Genomic DNA, 18,559 nt, shown 5'->3' with positions numbered 1-18,559 from the left:
GATTTCTTTCTTCACGAGGGCGCGCGTGCGCCCGGGTTGGCGCCGAAGCGGCGGATGACGCGCTGCAGGGCCAGCGCATCGCCGAAGCCGCCGGCCTTGAGGATGAAACGGCGGCTCACCTGCGACGCCGCGAGGCCTGCGGAGATGCCGGGTTCGAGCTCGCCGGTGACCTGAAGGCAGGCGATGCCGAGCACGTCGAACATCGCGCGGGCCGTGTCACCGCCGGTCAGCACGCAGGCCGTCGTCTGCGGCACCAGCGGCGCGGTGGCGGCGGCGATGCCCTGCACCAGCGAACGCGTGAACGGCTGGACGACCTCGCCGGCAACGGCGAACAGCACGTGCCGGCCTTGCAGGAGGGCCGCACGGGCGGCGGCCACAGCGTCCTCGCGCAGCGCCGCGTGCCGCTCGCCGGTCCATTGCGCCGCCGTCAGGCGCAGCACGAGCGCGTCGCCGCCCTGCTCCACCTGCGCGGCCTGAGCCGCCGACGCCGGAGAGAAGCTGCCGACCACGGTCATCACGGCCCCGGGGGCTGGCGTGTCCACGGCCGGTTCGCGCGCGTCCTGGGCGGCCAGCGCCCGCGCCAGTCCGGCCGATCCGGCGGCGAGCAGGCGCGGCGCCGACGGTTGCAGCAAGGCGTCGGCGACCAGCGCCAGTTCACCGTCGCTCGCGGCGTCCATCACGATCGCCCGCGCGCCCGAAGCCAGCGCGGCGGCAATCGACGGGAGGAGCTCGCCGGTCGCAGCCGGACGCAGCAAGGCCGTCTTCAGCCCCGCGGCCTCGAGCAGCGCCACGAGGTCGGAGCCCGGGCGGCCATGCACCACCACCTTGCCGCCGTCGAGCGTGCGTCCCTGTTGCGGAAAGGCCGGCGCCACCAGCGCGGCGGCGAACTGCGGCGCGGCCGCCAGCGCCGCGGCCAGTTCGGCTCCGACATGCCCGCGCAAGGTCGAATCGATCTTCTTGTAGACCAGTTGCGGCGCCGCGCCGGCGGCGAGTTGCCCGAACAGGCGGCGCGTCTCCGCCACGGCCGACGTTTCGTCCATGGCCCGGGTGTCGGTGTCCAGCGCCCAGCACGGGCCTTGCGGCAGCCCATGCAGGTGGACCGGAATCGGCCGCCGGGCATCGGCGAAGGAGGCGGCGCAATCCGCGGCGCCCGAAAGATCGTCGGCAACGATGCGCAGGAATGGGAGCGGTCGGCTGGATGGCACCCGGCGAATATACGTCCCCCGCTGCGGGGGCCGTTTTCAGTCGATCACCGCGCCGCCGTCGTGGAACGGATAAGGCCCTTCGAATTCGCCCGCAGCCGCGAGGTGGCTCACGACGCGGCCGGCGCCGTCGAGCGCGCACAGGCGAAAGCCGGGCGGCTCGAGCATCCAGCCCGCCGGCGCATCCGGATGCAGGTCCAGCGCCACCTGGTGGGCCGGGGCGGGCGCCGTCGACGCGATGGTGCCGCCGAAGCGAACGTCGATCGACCGGTGCAGGTGCCCGCAGAGCACGCGCTCGACGTTGGGGTGGCGCACGACAATGGCTTCGAGGTCCGCGGCCCCGTCGCGCAGGCCGATCTTGTCCATGTGGCCGATCAGCGTCTCGAACGGCGGATGGTGCATGGCCACGATCACCGGCTGGTGCGCGTGCTGCGCGAGTTCGCGGTCCAGCCAGTCCAGGCGCGAGTCGCACAGCGCGCCGTGGCTCTGCCCGTGCTCCACGGTGTCGAGCGCGACCAGCCGCAGGCCGCCCACCTGCACCGAGTACTGCACGAAACCGCTTTCCCCCAGGTAGGCGTGGCCCGGGAAGCTGCGCCGCAACTGGTCGCGGTCGTCGTGGTTGCCGGGCATGAGGTACACCGGCATGGTCAGCGGCGCGAGCAGTTCGGCCAGGTGGCCGTACTCCGCGGGGCGGCCGAAGTCGCTCAGGTCGCCGGTGATGACGACGGCGTCGGGCCGCTGCTTCAGGCGCAAGACCGAGGCGACTGCGCGCCGCAGGTAAGGCGCCGTGTCCAGGCGGCCGTAGGCAAGGCGCCCCGGCTCGCGGATGTGCAGGTCGGTGAGCTGGACGAGCAAGGTGTTCATTGGCGGCGGAAGCGATGGCACGAACCGGCGATTGTCCGCCGGCGCAGCGGCCGTGGGGCCGCCGCTACCTCGCCCCGGCCGGCGGCGCGCGGCGCGCCTGCTCCCGCGGCGCCGTGAAGTGGTAGATCGTGTCGTTCAGGAAGCCGGTGACGGCATCCACCTCGGCGTCGGTCCAGGCGAGGCGCGCGGCCGCCTGCCAGCGGTAGACCTCGGCCTTCAACGTGGCCCAGTCGCGCGCCTGCTGGCGGTCGCGCCAGTGCACCTGGGCCGTGTGGCACTCGATGCAGTGGGTGTCGTACAGCAGCGCCCCGCGGCTCGGCACCGGCACCGTCGCCGCCGGCGGCGCCGAACCGGGCCACGGAACGTCGGCGGCGGATATGGCAAGCACGAAGGTGCTGCCCAGCACGGCGAGCGCGACCCGCACGCCGCGCCGGAACGATGGCGAACTCATGTTCCGATGCTAGGCCGGCGTGCGCCGCTGCCAATGCGCTGCGTCAAGCGGCCGGGGCCGCTGCTTTCAGGGGCGGGTGCGGCCGCGCACGCGTGCGGGGCAGTACGCCGCGGCCTGCCGGTCGGCACCGCCGTCGACCGGCGTGCGGCCCAGCGCGAGCGGCTCGCCCGGGACGGCGAAGCGGAACACGGCCTGGTTGAGGTTGCGCGCCACCTCCTCGCAACGGTCCGGGCCCGCGCTGGAGGCAGCCGCTTCGTGCCAGCGCCGCACCTGGGCCCGCAGGCTCTCCCAGTCCCGCGCCGGGGCCAGCCCGCGCCAGTGCGCCTGCAACGCGGCGTAATCGATACCGGGCGCCGGCACGATCGCCTCCTCGGCTTCGGACCACTGCTGCATCTGCGCATAGGCCAGCACGCCCGCCGCGGCGACCACGGCCAGCACCACGAGATTGATGAGCAGGAAGGACATGCGCCAATGCTAGAAAAGACCGCCGGAATGCCGTTGAGAATTGTCAAGCGCGACAGGCAGAAAATTCCCTACGCAGGCACCTTCTGCGCCGGCCGCGCCCGCTGCGGCGACTGCCGGACGCAGCGATAATCCGCGCTTCGCCCGGGGCGGCCCGCCGCCCCGCCTGCTGTACCCCTCCCCCAGTCCGATGTCCGCCTTGCTGCCTGCCGCCGCCGCCATGCCCCCGTTCCACCTGGCCTTTCCCGTGCACGACCTCGCCGCCGCCCGCCGCTTCTACGGCGAGTTGCTGGGGTGCCCGGAAGGACGCAGCTCGGCGGAATGGATCGACTTCAACTTCTACGGCCACCAGATCGTGGCGCACCTCGCCCCCGGGGAATGTGGCCATCGCCAGTCGAGCAAGGTCGACGACCACGACGTGCCGGTGCGCCACTTCGGCGCCGTGTTGTCGATCCCGCAGTGGAACCAGCTCGCCGACCGCCTCAAGGCCGCCGGCACGAAGTTCGTGATCGAGCCCTACACCCGCTTCAAGGGCGAGGTGGGCGAGCAGTCGACGATGTTCTTCCTCGATCCGTCCGGCAACGCCATCGAGATCAAGGCGTTCGCCGACATGGACTCGCTGTTCGCGAAATAACCGGCGCGCTCCTGTCGGGCTTGGCCACGGGCCGGCCGCCGACAACGCCGCGCGCTGCGCACCGGTAAGCTGTGCTTGCGCCTCGGCTTGCGGCGGCGCGAGGAGCCCACTACCGATGAGCGCAACTTTCTGGATCGGCCTGTCCCTGGCTGCGGTCGTGCTGCTGGCGCTCGTCATCTGGTCGATCCGCCGCCACCGCGACCCCCAGTTGCGCGTCAGCAGCGACGCGCCCATCGATGAGCTCGTGCCCTCGCTGGCCGGCCTGGCGCTCGGCACGCCGGTGGCGGGCAACCGCGCCGAAGTGATCGAGAACGGCGCGTTCTTCGACTTGCTGGTCGAGCGCATCGCCGCCGCCCGCCGCTCGGTGCACTTCGAGACCTTCCTCTGGGAAGAAGGCGAGCTGGAGCGGCGCGTCGCCGGCGCGCTGATCGAGCGCGCGCGTTCGGGCGTGAAGGTGCGCGTGCTGCTCGATGCCACCGGCGGCAGCCGCGCGGGCAAGGCCACCGTCCGCCAGATGCGCGAGGCTGGCTGCCGGGTGGCGTTCTTCCACAAACGCTCGCTGCGCAACCTGGGGGTGCTCAACGACCGCGACCATCGCAAGATGGTCATCATCGACGGGCGCGAGGCGTTCGTCGGCGGCCACTGCGTCAAGGACGAATGGGCCGGCAACGCCGAGGACGGCCGGCACTTCGCCGACGTCAGCCTGCACCTGCACGGGCCGATCGTGCACACGATCCAGGGCGCGTTCAGCGAGAACTGGTGCGGCGAGACCGGCGAGCTGTTCGTCGGCGACGCGTACTTTCCGGCGCTGGAGCCCGCCGGCGACGTGCTGATGCACGCGGCCTATGCCAAGCCGGAGAACTCGGCTCCGGCGGTAAAGATCCTGCACCACACGGCGATCTGCCTGGCGCGCGAACGCATCTGGATCCAGAACCCCTATTTCATCCCGGAGCCGGACGCGATCGACGCGTTCGGCGAAGCCGTCAAGCGGGGTGTCGACGTGCGGGTGCTGATGCCGTCCACCAGCGGATCGGACAACCCGATGGTGCAGCATGCCGGGCATCGCAACTTCGCCAAGCTCCTGCGCTGCGGGGTCCGCCTCTTCGAGTACCCGCACACGCTGCTGCACCAGAAGATCATGACCGTCGATGGCACCTGGAGCGCCGTCGGCTCCAGCAACTTCGACGATCGCTCCTTCGAGACGAACGACGAGATCACGCTGGGCATCCTCGACCGCGAACTGGCGGCGCAGTTCGATGCCATCTTCGAGAAGTACGTGGCCCGCGCCGAGGAGATCGAGCTGCAACGGTGGCAGCAGCGCGGCCTCTGGCACAAGCTCAAGGACCACGTGTTCTACCTGGGCAACGAGTTCCTGTGAGCGCACGAACGCGCCGGCATCCCTGTGCCGGCGTGGCGCCTTACTGCGGCTCGATCTTCGCGTCGCGGATCGCCTTGGCCCACTTGGCCGTCTCGGCCTTCGAGCGCTGCGCCAGCGCCTCGGGGGAGCCGGGTTCCACGACGAAGCCGATCCCGGCGAACTTGTCCTGGATGTCCTTGCTCTGGGCCGCCGCGTTGATCGCGGCGTTGAGCTTCGCGACGACCTCCGGCGGCGTGCCGGCCGGCGCGAACATCGCGAAGTACGCGATCAGCTCGTAGTCCTTCAGGCCCAGCGCCTCGTTGACCGTCGGCAGCTCGGGAATCGCGGCGGAGCGCCTGGTGGACGTCACGGCGAGCCCGCGGACCTTGCCGCCCTTGACCTGCGGCAGCATCACCGCGAAATCGGCGCTGAACATGTTCACCTGGCCACCGATCAGGTCCGTCATCGCCGCCGGACCGCTCTTGTAAGGCACGTTGGTCATCTGGATACCGGCCATGCTGGCCAGCATTTCCGACGACACCAGCTGCGAGGTGCTGGCGCTCGCGAACGTCACCTGGTTCGGCTTGGCCTTGGCGAGGTCGACAAACTCGCGCAGCGTCCTGGCCGGCACGTCGTTGTTGACGGCGATGATCAGCGGCACCGAGCCCATGTAGCCCAGCGGCGTGAACGCGGTGTCCTGGTCGTACGGCAGTTTCTTCATCAGGCTCTTGAGCGCCGCGTTGGTGCTGTTGGTGCCGATCAGGATCGTGTAGCCGTCGGGCGCGGCCTTGGCCACGGCGTCGGCGCCGAGCATGCCGTTCACGCCCGGCTTGTTCTCGATGATGATCGGCTGGCCCAGGACCTCCGCCATCTTGTTGGTGAAGGCGCGGCCGATCTGGTCGGTGGCGCTGCCGGCGGCGAACGGCACGATGGCCTTGATCGGCTTGTTGGGATAGGGTTGGGCCGACGCCATCGAGGTGCACAGCACCGCCGCGGAAAGCGCGGCCAGCCAACGAACAGCAATACGCATGGTGAAAGTCTCCTCGGGAAAACAGGTGGTGGTCAGGAAAGCTCGATCGGCAGGCTCAGCAGCAGGGCGGACAGCGTCTTGCCATGCGCGTCGAGGTTCAGCGCGCCGTTGACGCCACCATCCAGGACGTCGTCGATGACGAAATTCATCGCACCCAGGCGCGGCAGCAGATAGCGCCGCACGGCCCCGGGCCGCCGGAACGCGAACAACCTAGCCACGCGCGCCTCGGTCACCTGCTCGACCAGCAGCGGCCAATCGGTCGGATCGTACGCGATCAGGCTGATCGACGAGCGGTTGCCCTTGTCGCCGGTGCGCGCGTGGGCCAGCGCATGCAGCAGCACCGTCTTCGGCGCGTTCATGGCACGAACCTCCACCGCGGCTGCAGCCAGTCGCGCGGGACATAGCAGGAATCGCTGGCCAGGCGCGGCGTGACCGTCGTGCGCACGCCGCCGCCGGCGGCCGGGCCGCAGGTGTAGAGCGCCAGCACTTCGCGGGCGACGGCTTCCGCCTCGGCACGGGTGGTAGTGGCGCCGGCCACGCGCAGGCGCACGTCGGGCGCATCCGGCGCCGCGGGATGCTGCTCGAGCCAGCGGCCCGCGTCGTCGGCGAACACGCTGACCACGCCGATCAGGTCGCGGCGCAGCGGCACATGGCCCAACCCCACGTGCACGAGCCGATCGCGCACGACCTCGCCGGCCAGTTGCGCGCGCGCCGCGGCATTGGGACCGGCATAGGAGATCTCGCCCTCGGCGAGCCAGCCGCCTTCGTAGCAAACCGTCGCCTTCAGCGTGGCCGGCCGCGGATGGCCGCGCACGCCGCGGACTTCGATCCGGTCGGGGCCGTCCTCGGCCAGTTCGGCCTGGCTGATGTCGGCCGTCACGTCCGGCGTGAGGTAGGCGGCCGGGTCGTGCACTTCGTACAGCAATTGCTCGGTGACGGTGCGCCGGTCCACGCAGCCGCCGGTGTCGGCCGCCTTGGTGATGACGAAGCGGCCGTCGGCATGCATTTCGACGATCGGAAAGCCGGCCTCGGCCAGCCGCGGCACGTCCTTCACGCCCGGATCCGCGAAGTAGCCGCCCGTCACTTGCGCGCCGCACTCCAGCAGGTGGCCGGCCATGGTGCCCGCGGCCAGCAGGTCCCAGGCGTCGGCGGGCCAGTCGAAGTGGGCGAGGATGGCGCCCAGCGCCAGGGCCGGATCCGCGACGCGCCCGGTCACGACGATCTGGGCGCCGGCGCGCAGCGCGCCGGCGATCTCCTGCGCGCCGAGATACGCATTGGCGCTCACCAGCGGCTGGCCGGCGAGCCCGGCCGGCAGCAACTCGCGCAGCGACGCCGCCGGCAGTGCCGTGAGCAGGTCGTCACCTTCGACGACGGCGATGCGCAGCGGACCCAGCCCGAGCTGGGCGGCGAGTGCGTGGAGCCGGCCGGCGGCGCCCCGCGGATTGGCCGCGCCGAAGTTGCCGACGATGGGGACCCCCGCGGCCACGCAGCGGGCCAGCACCGGTTCCAGGAAGCGCTCGAGCGTCGGCTCCCAGCCGGCGTCCGGCTGCTGGCGCCGCTGCAACTGGGCCAGCGCCAGCGTGCGTTCCGCCAACGTTTCGTACATCAGCACCGCGGGCCCGCCCGCTGCCGCCAGCGTCTCCACCACCGGCACGGCGGCATCCCAGCGGTCGCCGGAAAAGCCCGCGCCGCAACCGATGCGCAGGACGGGCGGGGACGAGGCGGGCCGGACAGTCATGCCGTACAGTGTTCCCGCCGCGCGGGCCATCTGTAAAATGGATTTATTCGATGGATCCATCCATTCGCTCGATCAATCTCTCGACGCGGGACCTGGACGCGTTCCTCGCCCTGGCGCAGGCGCAGCACTTCACGCGCGCCGCGGAGCGCTGCCACCTTTCGCAGAGCGCCTTCAGCCAGAAGATCGCACGCATCGAGCGCGCCGCGGGCGTCGCGTTGTTCGACCGCTCGACGCGCCAGGTCACGTTGACACCGGAAGGCGAGGTGTTCGCGCAGGAGGCGCGCCGCATCCGGCAGGACCTGCAGGACGCGGTGATGCAGCTGCAGGACCTCGCGCACCGGCGGGTCGGCACCGTGGCGGTCGCCGCTCTGCCCTCGGTGGCGGCGGTGTGGATGCCGGAGGTGATCGCGCGCTACCGCTGCGCCAATCCCCTGGTGCGGGTGCAACTGTTCGACACGCTGGCGCAGGGCAGCATCGACCTCCTGCGCGCCGGCGCCGTCGACCTGGCGGTGACCGCCGGCGGCGATCTCCGCGAGTTCGACCTGCTGGAGCTGAAGCGGGAGCGCTTCTTCCTGGTCTGCCTCGCCGACCATCCGCTCGCACGCAAGCGCACCGTGACGCTGCCCCAGCTGGCAGGCGAGGACTTCGTGCACCTGGCGCGCAGCAGCAGTGTCCGGCGTTGCCTGGAGGCGGCCGGCGCGGGCAGCCTCGGGCGACCGGCCGGGCTGGAGGCCGAGCACCTGGCGACGGTGGCGGCGCTGGTGGCGCGCGGCCTCGGCGTGAGCGTCGTGCCGGAACTGACGCTCTTCCACTTCCGCCGCGAGGCGCTGGTGGCGGTGCCGGTGCGCGCCAGCGAACTGGTGCGGCCGATCTTCCTCGCGCGCCGCAAGGGGAAGGCGCTCTCGGTCGCGGCCCAGGCCATGGTCGACGACATCACGGCGCGGGCGCGCGCTCGCCCGTAAGGGGCCGGCGGACGAAAGAAAGCCCCGCGCGGCACGTCGGGCAGCTCGGGCACGGTTCTTCGCGTACCGGGCGGTCGGTCTGCTCAACCTTGATGGGCGTCAAGGTGCATGCGCAAGCCCACGCCTACTGTTGGCACGCCTGCCCGCGATCCACGAGTCGTCGGGCGGCTGCAGACCCCGCGCCCGCGTGGCGGCCGTTTCTTCCAACGAAAGTGCGCAGATGAACAAGCACCTGTGGGCCGTGCTGTCGGCGGTGATGGTCCTGATGCTCGCCGCGTGCGGCGGAGCCAACGAAGCAGAACCCGAATCCGGGTTGCCCGGATCGGGCGGACCGCTGCTCGGAGGGGCGGCGAGGAATTCCACGCCTGAATTGCACTACGGCGATGAGGTGCAGATCAGGTCCGTCCGGTGGGACCTCTGTCTGGCGGCCAGGGAAAGCGGTTCCGCCTTTCCGGTGGTGACGACAGTCCCGCAATGCCAGACCACCGAGCGGTGGAAGATCATCAACGCCGATGACCCGAACTCGACGGCGACGGTCACGTTCAACGCCCCGGTGCGGCTCTATTCACCGCATTGGCAGGGCTACTTCGTCCCGGATTGGGGAAACAACGCGTCGGCCTGGCTGCCTCCGTTCTGGACCGACATGAAATTCCAGGACGCGTCGAACCTGAAGTCGACCGCGAACGTGACCTTCGGCGCCCACATGATCATCACCCAGATGTGGGGCTGCCAGGGGTGCACTACCTTCCTCTCGACCCGCGATGCGGGCCAACCCGCATCCAGGGAGGCCGAGATGAGGTTCGAGGACGCGGAGCGGTGGGCGCTCAGTCCCGGGGGAATGCCGTTCGCGTACTGGATGACGGAGATGTCGGACACCCTGCGCGACATCCCGCTCACGAAACTGGCGATCCCGGGAAGCCATGACGCCGGCACGTACTCCATTGCCGACGGCGCGCCGTTCTCGCCTGACCTGCCGCTCGACCAGCTGCCGGATTTCAAGAAGATGCTGCTCGCCAACGCGACGCTCGCCCCACAGGTCAACACCTTCATGGCCCGCTTCGCCCGGGCCCAAAGCAGGTCCATCACCGAGCAACTGAATACCGGCGTCCGGTATTTCGACCTGCGGCCGGGAGCGGCCGACAACGGAAACGGCGACGACCTGCTCATCGTGCACTCGCTGTACGGCGGCAGCATCCTGAACATGATCGACGACGTCGCGAGGTTCCTGGCGGCACATCCCAAGGAAGTGGTGATCCTCGACATCAGCCATTTCACGGCGATGTCGGACGCGCATCACGCGACCCTCATGGCGCGCATCAACACGGCGTTCGAAGGTCGGCTGGTGCCTCGTCCGGCCGAAGCCGGCGCCGCCAATCCGAAGGCCAACCAGTACACCGTCGGCGGCATCCAGGGCAACGGGTGGCAGGTGGTCTGCATCTATCAGGACGACCATGCCGCCGCCGACCCGAAACTGTGGCGTTACGGGACGCCCGGCGGCACGAAGTGGTGGCCGAACAAGCCGACGACGGCCGAGGTGAAGACGGTGCTGGAAGACCGGTTGCGCAACGATCGCCCGCTGCTGTCCGACGGCAGCTTCTTCGTGCTCCAGACGATCGCGACGCCGGACGTGGCGTATTACTCGCGGGTGTTCTTCTCGCTGGAAACGCCGGAGGAGGTCATGACGGAAATCGTGCGAGCCGCGAACGAGAAGATCGCGGGCCTGGAAAGCGCGATCAGCAGCCGCCAGGGGGACATCGCGTGGCTCGACCAGAAGATCCGGGAGAACCGCAATCACATCCAGGAACTCCAGGACTGGATCGACGACCACCCGTACTTCTGGGACTATCCTGGCCGCAAGTGGCGCGAAGGACAGATCGCCATCGCCAACGGATTGATCTCTGGCTACGAGGCGACCAAGTCGACGGAGAGTTCGGCCCTCGGCAACGCGAATACCGCACTTTCAGACGCCAGGAAGAAGCTGGCCGACTTCAACCAGACGTACCTCGATGCGACCAACACGCCTGGCACGCTGGTCGAACTGGCCGAACAGGTGAACGCCGAGATGCTGGGCTGGCTGCCCGGCTGGCGCTCCGGCAAGCTCAACATCGTGATCCAGGACGCCGTCAGCGACGATTTCGTGGACGCGGTCCGGCGGCTGAACAAGTGACTCGCCGCCGCCGGCGGACCGGCGGGACGGTGCAGGAAGAAGCGGCAGCCTGAGCCGCTTCTCCCGCCGGCTGGACGTTCAGTCGAGCGACGCGCCCGAGGCCTTCACCACCTTGGCCCATTTCGCCGTTTCCGCGGCGATGAACTGGGCAAACTGTTCCGGCTTCTCGGCAATCGGCTCGCCGCCCTGGCCGGCGATCTGCTTCTTCACTTCGGCGTCCGCCAGCACCTTCATCAGGGCGCCGTGCACCTTCGCGACCACCGGCGCCGGCGTGCCGGCCGTCGTGAACAGGCCGAACCAGGAGGTGGCGTCGTAGCCGGGGACACCCGCTTCGGCGATGGTCGGCACGTCGGGCAGCTCGGGCGAGCGCTTGGCCGTGGTCACGGCGATCGGCTTGAGCTTGCCGGTGCGCACGTGCTGGATCGCCGACGGCATGTTGTCGAACATGATGGCGACCTGGCCGCCGATCAGGTCGGTGACGGCGGGAGCGCTGCCCTTGTACGGCACGTGGACCATGTCCACGCCGGCCATGGTCTTGAACAGCTCGCCCGACAGGTGGATCGAGGTGCCGTTGCCGGACGAAGCGAAGTTCAGCTTGCCGGGATTGGCCTTCGCGTAGGCGATCAGTTCCTTCACGGTCTTGAACGGCTGCGCGGGATGCGCCACCAGCAGGTTGGGCACCATCGCCACGCGGGACAGCGGCTGGAAGTCCTTGATGTGGTCGAACGGCATCTTCTTGTACAGCGCCGCGTTGATCGCGTTCGTCCCCACCGTGCCCATGAACAGCGTGTAGCCGTCGGCCGGGGCCTTCGCGGCCAGCGCACCGCCGATGTTGCCGCCGGCGCCGCCGCGGTTGTCGATCACCACCGGCTGCCCCAGCTCCTTGGACAGGCCCTGGCCGACGATGCGGGCCAGGATGTCGGTGGTGCCGCCGGCCGGGAACGGCACGACGATCGTGATCGGCTTGCTCGGATAGTTCTGCGCGGCGGCGGGCGTGGCAGCGACGAGGCCGCCGGCCAGCACGGCGGCCAGCGAGAGGGTGCCGGCGGTGAACGCGCGGCGGGAACCGGAGATTCGCTTCATGGAGGATCCTTTGGCGATGGTTGGAGAAAGGGAACGGCCGTCAGACGGGCGCGAGGCCCAGCGTGGTGCCACCGCAGACGTACAGCACCTGCCCGGTGACGAAGCCGTTGTCCGGCGACAGGAAGAACAGCGCCGCGCGGGCCACGTCATCGGGCTGGCCGATGCGCTTGACGACGATGCTGTCGATGATCTTGCGGGTTCGCGGTGCGTCCGGCGGATTGCTCTTCATGAACAGTTCCGTGGCGATCGGCCCCGGGGCCACCGCGTTGACGGTGATCCCGTCGCCACCCAGTTCCATGGCCATGGTGCGGGTCATGCCGACCAGGCCCGCCTTGGTGGCCGAATAGGCGATGCGCTCGGTCTTGCCCAGCGCGGCGCGCGACGCGATGTTGACGATGCGCCCGTGGCCGCAGGCGCGCAAGCCGGGCAGCGCCGCCTGCGTGAGCAGCATGGTCGCGCGGAAATGCAGCGCCACGACGTAGTCGAGGTCGGCGACCGTCTGCGTGTCAATGGTGCCCGGCCGCGTGGCGCCGGCGTTGTTGACCAGCGCAGTGATCGCGAATCGCTCCGCGATCTCGGCGCCGCGCTCGCGTGTCTGCGCCTCGTCCGTCAGGTCGGCCTGCAGCGAGGTGAGCGCCGGGTGGCTCCACTCCGGCAGCCGGTAGTCGACGTTCACCACGCTGCGGCCCTGCGCCAGCAGCGCCTCGCAGATGGCGCGGCCGATGCCCGCGCTGCCGCCGGTGACCAGGGTGATTTCCTGCTTGCCCATCGCCTCAGACGCGCTCGAGGATCACCGCGATGCCCTGCCCCACGCCGATGCACATGGTGCACAGCGCGTAGCGCCCGCCGGTGCGGTGCAACTGGTTGACGGCGGTGGTCGCCAGCCGCGCGCCAGAGGCGCCCAGCGGATGGCCCAGCGCGATCGCGCCGCCGTTGGGATTGACGCGCGCGTCGTCGTCCTTCAGGCCCAGCAGGCGCAAGACGGCGATGCCTTGCGCGGCAAACGCCTCGTTGAGCTCGATGACGTCGATCTGCTCGAGCTTGATTCCGGTGAGGGCCAGCACTTTCTGCGTCGCCGGCGCCGGGCCGATGCCCATGACGCGCGGTGCCACGCCGGCCGTGGCCATGCCGACGATGCGCGCCCTGGGCGTCAGGCCGTGTCTGGCGGCGCTCGCCTCGTCGGCCAGCAGCAGCGCGCACGACCCGTCGTTGACGCCGCTGGCGTTGCCGGCGGTCACCGTGCCGTCGGGCCTGACGATCGGCTTGAGCCTGGCCAGCGCCTCCAGGCTGGTCTCGCGCGGATGCTCGTCGCGGCTGACGACGATCGGATCGCCCTTCTTCTGCGCGATGGTCACCGGCGTGATCTCGCCTTCGAAGAACCCGGCCTGCTGCGCCGCCACGGCCTTCAACTGGCTGGCCAGGGCCATGCGGTCCTGCGCCTCGCGCTCAATCTTGTAGTCGGCCGCCACGTTCTCGGCGGTCTCCGGCATCGCGTCGACGCCGTACTTCTCCTTCATCAGCTTGTTGACGAAACGCCAGCCGATGGTGGTGTCGTACACCGCGTTGTTGCGCGAGAAGGCGCTGTCGGCCTTGGGCATGACGAAGGGCGCGCGGCTCATGCTCTCGACGCCGCCGGCGATCATCAGCGTGGCTTCTCCGGCCTTGATGGCGCGCGCTGCCGTGCCCACCGCGTCCAGCCCGGAGCCGCACAGGCGGTTGACGGTGGCGCCTGGCACTTCCACCGGCAGGCCCGCCAGCAGCGAGGCCATGTGGGCGACGTTGCGGTTGTCCTCGCCGGCCTGGTTGGCGCAGCCGAAGATGACGTCGGTGACGGCCTGCCAGTCGACCTTGGGGTTGCGCGCCATCAGCGCCTTGAGCGGAATGGCGGCCAGGTCGTCGGTACGCACCGACGACAGCGCCCCGCCGTAGCGGCCGAACGGCGTGCGGATGGCGTCGCAGATGAAGGCTTGTCGGGTCATGAAAGTTCTCCGGAGGGGTCAGGCGGCGGCGATCGGCAGGCCGACCAGCCGTTCGAGTTCGGCGTGGTTCAGGCCCTCGACCGCGTCGATGAGCCTCAGGCCCTGCGGCGTGCAGGCGAGCGTGCACAGCTCGGTGTAGATGCGCTTGACGCAGGCGATGCCGGTCAGCGGATAGGTGCAGCGCTCGACGACCTTGCTCTCGCCCTTCTTGGTGAGCAGGTCCATCATCACCCAGGTCTGCTTGGCGCCGATCGCAAGGTCCATCGCGCCGCCCACGGCGGGGATCGCGCCCGGCTCGCCGGTGCTCCAGTTGGCGAGGTCGCCAGTGGCCGAAACCTGGAAGGCGCCCAGCACGCAGATGTCCAGGTGGCCGCCGCGCATCATCGCGAAGCTGTCGGCGTGGTGGAAGAACGCGCCGCCGGCCAGCAGGCTCACCGGCTGCTTGCCGGCGTTGATCAGGTCGTAGTCTTCCTGGCCCTCGGCCGGCGCCGGGCCCATGCCCAGGATGCCGTTCTCGCTGTGCAGGATCACCTCGCGGCCGGCCGGGATGTGGTTGGCCACGTGGGTGGGCATGCCGATGCCCAGGTTGACGTACGCGCCGTCCGGGATGTCCTGCGCGATGCGCGCGGCCAGCTGTTCTTTGGTGCGCTTCTGGTACCCCATCACGCTGCCTTCCTGAATCCGCCCGCCTTCGTGGCGACGCGCTCGATCTTCACGATCTTGTTGACGAAGATGCCGGGAGTGACGATCGCCTCCGGATCCAGTTCGCCGAGTTCGACGATGCGGTGCACCGTGGCCACGGTCTTCTTCGCCGCTGTGGCCATCACCGGGCCGAAGTTGCGCGCCGACATGCGATACACCAGGTTGCCCCAGCGGTCGCCCGCCTCCGCCTTGATCAGCGCGAGCTCCGCGTGGATCGGGTACTCCAGCACGTACTGCCTGCCGCCGATCTCGCGCGTCTCCTTGCCCTTGGCGAGTTCGGTGCCGAACGCCGTCGGACAGAAGAACGCGCCGATGCCGGCGCCGGCGGCGCGGATGCGCTCGGCGAGGTTGCCTTGCGGCACCAGTTCGAGTTCCAGCTTGCCGCTGCGATACAGCTCGTCGAACACATGGCTGTCCACCTGCCGCGGGAAGCTGCAGATGACCTTGCGCACGCGCCCGGTCTTGAGCAGCGCGGCCAGGCCATGGTCGCCGTTGCCGGCGTTGTTGTTGACGATGGTGAGGTCGCGGGCGCCCTGGCGGATGAGGCCCTCGATCAGTTCATTGGGAATGCCGGCGGTGCCGAAGCCGCCGATCATCACCGTCGCGCCGTCCGGCACGTCCTGCAGCGCCTCGTCGATCGAGGCCGCGATCTTGTCGATCATCGGGATGGTTCCTTTGGATGGCCGGCGCCGCCGCGCGGCACTTGCCAGGATTGCGGGACATTTGTTCTAATACCGAACAATTGTTCGCGTATTGAATTCTAAGAGCAAATGCCACCCCCGGCAACCCAGGACGCCCCCCTCAAGCCCGGCGACAGCTACGTCCAGTCGTTCGCGCGCGGCCTCGACGTGATCCGCTCGTTCAGCGGCGCGGCACCGCGCCAGACGCTGACCGAGGTGGCCACCGCCACCGGGCTCACCCGCGCCGGCGCGCGCCGCATCCTGCTGACCCTGCAGACGCTCGGCTACGTGGAAAGCGAAGGCAAGTCGTTCGCGCTGACGCCCCGCATCCTTGACCTGGGCTTCGCCTACCTCTCGTCGATGCCGATGTGGAACCTGGCCGAACCGGCGATGGAGGCGCTGGCGGACCAGGTCAAGGAATCGTGTTCCGCCGCCGTGCTGGACGGCACCGACATCGTCTACGTGCTGCGCGTCCCCACGCGCAAGATCATGAAGATCGCGCTGGGCGTCGGCTCGCGGCTGCCGGCCTGCTGCACATCGCTGGGACGGGTGCTGCTGGCCGGACTGCCCGACGAAGAAGTGATGCGTCGCCTCGCGGCCGGTCCGCTGGTGCAGCACACGCGGCACACCATCACCGATCCGGCGGCGCTGCTGGCCAAGGTGCAGCAGGCGCGGCGCCAGGGCTGGGCCCAGGTGAACCAGGAACTGGAAGAAGGGTTGGTCTCGATCGCGGCGCCGATCACCAACCGCGGCGGCCGCGTCGTCGCGGCCCTGAACGTCAGCGGCCAGGCGAACCGCACCAGCGCGCGCCAGATGCAGGAGAAGATGCTGCCGCCCCTGCTGGCGGCGGCGCAGTCCATCTCGCGGCTGCTGGGACAGACCTAGCGGGCCAAGGCCGCCGCTCCCTCGGCGTCAGGCCTGTCGCGCCGCCCCGTGCTGCTCCCGCAATTCGCTATCCCATCGTCCGCCGGCGCGCGGCGGCCTCGAAATCATCGCCGCCAGCAGCAGCGCGAGCGGCACCACGGCCAGCCCCGCGATACCGTACGGGCCGAAACAGGCGACGTCCGTCCCCTGGCAGAGATCGACATGGAGATCGAGGGCATGCAGCACCCAGGGTGCAGCGGCCGCGACCCACAGAACCCACCTGCTGCCGCGCAGGAAGCGGAACATCGCCCAACCGGCCACGAACGAGGACAACAGTGCCGGCAGGAAATTGGTGAGCACGTAGAACGTTTCAGGTGGCGGCAGCCCGGACGCCTTGATCCCCATGATGAGCGAGCGAAGCCCGGGCGCGGCCGCCACCAGCGCGATCACCAGCAGGACGGCGCGGACCAGCAGGATACCGACGAGGAACGCGGCGAGCGCGCGGCCTGCGAGTTTCAGCGTGACCCGTGTGTCATGCATCGAAGGAGACCTCGCTCGTCAATCCGGATGCGCGCCGCGCCACCCGACTTGCGCCATCCCCATCGCGGTGCGGGCCGACCGGCGTGTCATCGCGCTGCCCTCAGCGCTCGTCCCGCAACCGGGAATAGATACAGGTGTCGCGCAGCGAGCCGTGGGGGTCGCGCCGTTCCGAGCGCAGCGTGCCCTCCAGGACAAACCCGCAGCGTTCCGCGACACGACGCGACGGCAGGTTCTCCCTGTCCGCGAGGATCTCGAGCCTGGCGGCCGCCAGCCGCTCGAACCCATGCGCGCAGACGGCCTGCACGGCTTCGGTGACGTAGCCATTGCCGAGCGCCGACGTCCTGCACCAGTAGCCGACCTCGAGTTTCGGTGTGTTCCATTCCGGCCGGTGCAGCCCGCACACACCGACGAGGCGAGCGGTGTCCGCTTCGAGCATCAGGTACGGAAAGTCCTTTCTCGCATGGAAATTCGCGTGGGCGTTGCGACAGAAGATCTCGGACGCCTCCACGGAGGGTTCGGCCGCCACCCAAGGCAGGGATGCCAGGTACCTGCGCAGGTTCTGCAGCGATTCCGCCACCGCCTCGAACACCTGCGGCCCGTCGCCGGGCGCCGGCGTGCGCAGGATCAGGCGCGCGGTGGCCAAGGTGGGCGACGGCTCAAGCAACAATGGGTTCGGCATGGCTCACCGCTTGCGCGCGAAAAGCGGCCATAGGAAATCCTTTCCGGACAGCTCGCCGCCGGAAGGCTGTTCCCTCATCCAGCGACATGGATCCCGTCGGCGCGGGCGGCAATGCCGCTGCGTATGCGCATCGAATGATCCGTTGACCTCACGAACGCGCGCCCATGTCCCTGCGAAGCGCCAGCATGAGGCGGACACCGAACGCGAGACCAACATAGTTGAGCACCAGTGGGTGCCAGTGGAATTGCGCTTTCGAGCACTCATGCTGCACGTCCCTTCACCAGCCTGTCGCGGGCTGCTTGGACTCGACGAAGCCCTTCGGGAGTCAGGACGAGCGACTTGGCACTTCCGCGTGGATCTTCTATCCAGCCAAGCTGCTGCCAGCGTTCAGTGATCGAGTAGTCGATCGTCTTCCATACCCGTACCTCGTCGTGGAGGGTCTCCGCGGCAACGATCAAAGCCATTTCGTCAATGACGGAAGTTCCAGTATTCCCATCTTCGGCAGCGACAACCCCGGCCATGCGCAGGACGGCTTCCACGAGCATCAAGGCAGCGGCCCGAGAAACAGTGAGATCCCGGTCTTGCCCCAGATCATCCTCGAAGCGTGACTTCACCTGCTCATAGGCGACCCGCAACCGTTCCGCGACAGGACCCCCGCGGCGGGCGAGGCGGTCCTCTGCGGCCTCGACGTACGCCGCGAACTCGCTCTCCGGCCTTGTGCCCCCTTCACTCATGGCGCATGACGACGGAGTTGACCGGCGCGTTGAAGGATCTGTCAGACCAAGACGGCATACAGCATCCCCAACCCCGCGAAAAAGACGCAAAACAAAATCCCGGCAAAGAGCTGCCCTGTGGCTGTAATCACACGGCGGCCTTCACGGATAAACGAGAGAGCACCGGCCGCTCCATAGATGCGTCCCTCTTCACCATCCAGCGACTCCGCCCGCCAGCGTCCGAGCGAGAACAACCAAACCGCGAACCGGCCAGTTATGGCCAGGAGAACCTCTATCGCGGTGCCAACAAGGGTGTCCATGCGGTCTAACGAGGCTGTGCAAAAACCGCCTTCGCGGCCGCAGCGAAGTGGGCGATTGGATCGAACAGGAATTGCATCGCGGTCATGCTCGCTCGGGGCGCCGATTTGATCTCCAGCCGATTCTGGCAGCCT

21 protein-coding genes are annotated in these 18,559 nt (G+C 69.2%); 5 read left to right on the top strand and 16 right to left on the bottom strand.

Annotation, left to right across the window (positions count from 1 at the left end):
- Positions 1-11: 11 nt before the first annotated feature.
- The 4 genes from RAMLITH_RS00105 to RAMLITH_RS00090 form a co-directional block, all read right to left on the bottom strand.
- The gene (locus RAMLITH_RS00105) at positions 12-1,205 is read right to left on the bottom strand and encodes a four-carbon acid sugar kinase family protein (protein ID WP_168105323.1); all 1,194 of its coding nucleotides are present in this window, start codon (positions 1,203-1,205) and stop codon (positions 12-14) included.
- 36 nt (positions 1,206-1,241) lie between these two features.
- Positions 1,242-2,066, bottom strand: a complete 825-nt coding sequence (locus RAMLITH_RS00100) for a phosphodiesterase (protein ID WP_168105322.1) — start codon at positions 2,064-2,066, stop codon at positions 1,242-1,244.
- 64 nt (positions 2,067-2,130) lie between these two features.
- Positions 2,131-2,517: a cytochrome C gene (locus RAMLITH_RS00095; RefSeq protein WP_168105321.1), complete on the bottom strand. Its 387-nt coding sequence runs from the start codon at positions 2,515-2,517 to the stop codon at positions 2,131-2,133.
- Between the two features lie 66 nt (positions 2,518-2,583).
- Complete coding sequence (locus tag RAMLITH_RS00090; RefSeq protein WP_168105320.1) at positions 2,584-2,982, bottom strand: hypothetical protein; 399 nt, start codon at positions 2,980-2,982, stop codon at positions 2,584-2,586.
- A 187-nt stretch (positions 2,983-3,169) separates the two neighbouring features.
- Here RAMLITH_RS00090 and RAMLITH_RS00085 point away from each other — a divergent pair, with 187 nt between their 5' ends.
- Entirely contained in the window at positions 3,170-3,613 is a 444-nt protein-coding gene (locus RAMLITH_RS00085) for a VOC family protein (protein WP_181017722.1), read from the top strand.
- A gap of 115 nt (positions 3,614-3,728) precedes the next feature.
- Complete coding sequence (locus RAMLITH_RS00080) at positions 3,729-4,991, top strand: phospholipase D-like domain-containing protein (RefSeq protein ID WP_168105319.1); 1,263 nt, start codon at positions 3,729-3,731, stop codon at positions 4,989-4,991.
- Between the two features lie 40 nt (positions 4,992-5,031).
- Here RAMLITH_RS00080 and RAMLITH_RS00075 read toward each other — a convergent pair whose 3' ends face one another.
- From RAMLITH_RS00075 to RAMLITH_RS00065, 3 genes are read right to left on the bottom strand one after another with little or no spacing between them, the layout of a single operon-like run.
- Complete coding sequence (locus RAMLITH_RS00075) at positions 5,032-6,000, bottom strand: Bug family tripartite tricarboxylate transporter substrate binding protein (RefSeq protein WP_168105318.1); 969 nt, start codon at positions 5,998-6,000, stop codon at positions 5,032-5,034.
- A 32-nt stretch (positions 6,001-6,032) separates the two neighbouring features.
- Positions 6,033-6,359: an AtuA-related protein gene (locus RAMLITH_RS00070; protein ID WP_168105317.1), complete on the bottom strand. Its 327-nt coding sequence runs from the start codon at positions 6,357-6,359 to the stop codon at positions 6,033-6,035.
- A complete protein-coding gene (locus tag RAMLITH_RS00065; RefSeq protein WP_168105316.1) occupies positions 6,356-7,738 on the bottom strand; it encodes an acyclic terpene utilization AtuA family protein in 1,383 nt (460 codons plus the stop codon). The genes RAMLITH_RS00070 and RAMLITH_RS00065 overlap by 4 nt, the downstream gene beginning before the upstream one ends.
- Positions 7,739-7,788: 50 nt before the next feature.
- On the opposite strand from RAMLITH_RS00065, the gene RAMLITH_RS00060 reads away from it, so the two are divergent.
- Positions 7,789-8,700 (top strand): LysR family transcriptional regulator, encoded by a 912-nt coding sequence (locus tag RAMLITH_RS00060; RefSeq protein ID WP_168105315.1) that lies wholly within the window; start codon positions 7,789-7,791, stop codon positions 8,698-8,700.
- Between the two features lie 220 nt (positions 8,701-8,920).
- Complete coding sequence (locus RAMLITH_RS00055) at positions 8,921-10,867, top strand: PI-PLC domain-containing protein (RefSeq protein WP_168105314.1); 1,947 nt, start codon at positions 8,921-8,923, stop codon at positions 10,865-10,867.
- Between the two features lie 78 nt (positions 10,868-10,945).
- On the opposite strand, the gene RAMLITH_RS00050 is transcribed toward RAMLITH_RS00055, so the two are convergent.
- Genes RAMLITH_RS00050 through RAMLITH_RS00030 form a run of 5 tightly spaced genes read right to left on the bottom strand, consistent with a single transcriptional unit; the run spans position 10,946 to position 15,293 of the window.
- The gene (locus RAMLITH_RS00050) at positions 10,946-11,950 is read right to left on the bottom strand and encodes a Bug family tripartite tricarboxylate transporter substrate binding protein (RefSeq protein ID WP_168105313.1); all 1,005 of its coding nucleotides are present in this window, start codon (positions 11,948-11,950) and stop codon (positions 10,946-10,948) included.
- A gap of 40 nt (positions 11,951-11,990) precedes the next feature.
- Positions 11,991-12,719, bottom strand: a complete 729-nt coding sequence (locus RAMLITH_RS00045) for an SDR family NAD(P)-dependent oxidoreductase (protein WP_168105312.1) — start codon at positions 12,717-12,719, stop codon at positions 11,991-11,993.
- Positions 12,720-12,723: 4 nt separating this feature from the next.
- A complete protein-coding gene (gene pcaF / locus RAMLITH_RS00040; protein ID WP_168105311.1) occupies positions 12,724-13,929 on the bottom strand; it encodes a 3-oxoadipyl-CoA thiolase in 1,206 nt (401 codons plus the stop codon).
- Positions 13,930-13,947: 18 nt separating this feature from the next.
- Positions 13,948-14,592: a 3-oxoacid CoA-transferase subunit B gene (locus RAMLITH_RS00035; protein WP_168105310.1), complete on the bottom strand. Its 645-nt coding sequence runs from the start codon at positions 14,590-14,592 to the stop codon at positions 13,948-13,950.
- Entirely contained in the window at positions 14,592-15,293 is a 702-nt protein-coding gene (locus RAMLITH_RS00030) for a 3-oxoacid CoA-transferase subunit A (protein WP_168105309.1), read from the bottom strand. The genes RAMLITH_RS00035 and RAMLITH_RS00030 overlap by 1 nt, the downstream gene beginning before the upstream one ends.
- A 108-nt stretch (positions 15,294-15,401) precedes the next feature.
- On the opposite strand from RAMLITH_RS00030, the gene RAMLITH_RS00025 reads away from it, so the two are divergent.
- On the top strand, positions 15,402-16,196 hold the full coding sequence (locus tag RAMLITH_RS00025; RefSeq protein WP_168105308.1) for an IclR family transcriptional regulator domain-containing protein: 795 nt from the start codon (positions 15,402-15,404) through the stop codon (positions 16,194-16,196).
- 27 nt (positions 16,197-16,223) lie between these two features.
- On the opposite strand, the gene RAMLITH_RS00020 is transcribed toward RAMLITH_RS00025, so the two are convergent.
- From RAMLITH_RS00020 to RAMLITH_RS00005, 4 genes are all read right to left on the bottom strand, one after another.
- Positions 16,224-16,715: a hypothetical protein gene (locus tag RAMLITH_RS00020; RefSeq protein ID WP_168105307.1), complete on the bottom strand. Its 492-nt coding sequence runs from the start codon at positions 16,713-16,715 to the stop codon at positions 16,224-16,226.
- A 100-nt stretch (positions 16,716-16,815) separates the two neighbouring features.
- Entirely contained in the window at positions 16,816-17,358 is a 543-nt protein-coding gene (locus RAMLITH_RS00015; RefSeq protein ID WP_238343964.1) for a GNAT family N-acetyltransferase, read from the bottom strand.
- A gap of 296 nt (positions 17,359-17,654) precedes the next feature.
- Complete coding sequence (locus RAMLITH_RS25515) at positions 17,655-18,128, bottom strand: DUF6429 family protein (protein ID WP_202883213.1); 474 nt, start codon at positions 18,126-18,128, stop codon at positions 17,655-17,657.
- A 41-nt stretch (positions 18,129-18,169) separates the two neighbouring features.
- Entirely contained in the window at positions 18,170-18,427 is a 258-nt protein-coding gene (locus tag RAMLITH_RS00005) for a hypothetical protein (RefSeq protein WP_168105305.1), read from the bottom strand.
- Positions 18,428-18,559: the final 132 nt, after the last annotated feature.

Source organism: Ramlibacter lithotrophicus (genome assembly GCF_012184415.1).
Classification (GTDB): domain Bacteria; phylum Pseudomonadota; class Gammaproteobacteria; order Burkholderiales; family Burkholderiaceae_C; genus Ramlibacter; species Ramlibacter lithotrophicus.
Note: the sequence above shows the minus strand (reverse complement) of the source record. Positions and strands in the feature narration are given on the sequence as shown.

Excerpts from the sequence above, each read along its gene's own strand:
- RAMLITH_RS00030 (WP_168105309.1), bottom strand. The coding sequence starts at position 15,293 with ATGATCGACAAGATCGCGGCCTCGATCGACGAGGCGCTGCAGGACGTG.
- RAMLITH_RS25515 (WP_202883213.1), bottom strand. The coding sequence starts at position 18,128 with ATGAGTGAAGGGGGCACAAGGCCGGAGAGCGAGTTCGCGGCGTACGTC.
- RAMLITH_RS00100 (WP_168105322.1), bottom strand. The coding sequence starts at position 2,066 with ATGAACACCTTGCTCGTCCAGCTCACCGACCTGCACATCCGCGAGCCG.
- RAMLITH_RS00050 (WP_168105313.1), bottom strand. The coding sequence starts at position 11,950 with ATGAAGCGAATCTCCGGTTCCCGCCGCGCGTTCACCGCCGGCACCCTC.
- RAMLITH_RS00060 (WP_168105315.1), top strand. The coding sequence starts at position 7,789 with ATGGATCCATCCATTCGCTCGATCAATCTCTCGACGCGGGACCTGGAC.
- RAMLITH_RS00080 (WP_168105319.1), top strand. The coding sequence starts at position 3,729 with ATGAGCGCAACTTTCTGGATCGGCCTGTCCCTGGCTGCGGTCGTGCTG.
- RAMLITH_RS00065 (WP_168105316.1), bottom strand. The coding sequence starts at position 7,738 with ATGACTGTCCGGCCCGCCTCGTCCCCGCCCGTCCTGCGCATCGGTTGC.
- pcaF (WP_168105311.1), bottom strand. The coding sequence starts at position 13,929 with ATGACCCGACAAGCCTTCATCTGCGACGCCATCCGCACGCCGTTCGGC.
- RAMLITH_RS00005 (WP_168105305.1), bottom strand. The coding sequence starts at position 18,427 with ATGGACACCCTTGTTGGCACCGCGATAGAGGTTCTCCTGGCCATAACT.
- RAMLITH_RS00055 (WP_168105314.1), top strand. The coding sequence starts at position 8,921 with ATGAACAAGCACCTGTGGGCCGTGCTGTCGGCGGTGATGGTCCTGATG.
- RAMLITH_RS00095 (WP_168105321.1), bottom strand. The coding sequence starts at position 2,517 with ATGAGTTCGCCATCGTTCCGGCGCGGCGTGCGGGTCGCGCTCGCCGTG.
- RAMLITH_RS00035 (WP_168105310.1), bottom strand. The coding sequence starts at position 14,592 with ATGGGGTACCAGAAGCGCACCAAAGAACAGCTGGCCGCGCGCATCGCG.
- RAMLITH_RS00085 (WP_181017722.1), top strand. The coding sequence starts at position 3,170 with ATGTCCGCCTTGCTGCCTGCCGCCGCCGCCATGCCCCCGTTCCACCTG.
- RAMLITH_RS00090 (WP_168105320.1), bottom strand. The coding sequence starts at position 2,982 with ATGTCCTTCCTGCTCATCAATCTCGTGGTGCTGGCCGTGGTCGCCGCG.
- RAMLITH_RS00020 (WP_168105307.1), bottom strand. The coding sequence starts at position 16,715 with ATGCATGACACACGGGTCACGCTGAAACTCGCAGGCCGCGCGCTCGCC.
- RAMLITH_RS00045 (WP_168105312.1), bottom strand. The coding sequence starts at position 12,719 with ATGGGCAAGCAGGAAATCACCCTGGTCACCGGCGGCAGCGCGGGCATC.
- RAMLITH_RS00075 (WP_168105318.1), bottom strand. The coding sequence starts at position 6,000 with ATGCGTATTGCTGTTCGTTGGCTGGCCGCGCTTTCCGCGGCGGTGCTG.
- RAMLITH_RS00025 (WP_168105308.1), top strand. The coding sequence starts at position 15,402 with ATGCCACCCCCGGCAACCCAGGACGCCCCCCTCAAGCCCGGCGACAGC.
- RAMLITH_RS00070 (WP_168105317.1), bottom strand. The coding sequence starts at position 6,359 with ATGAACGCGCCGAAGACGGTGCTGCTGCATGCGCTGGCCCACGCGCGC.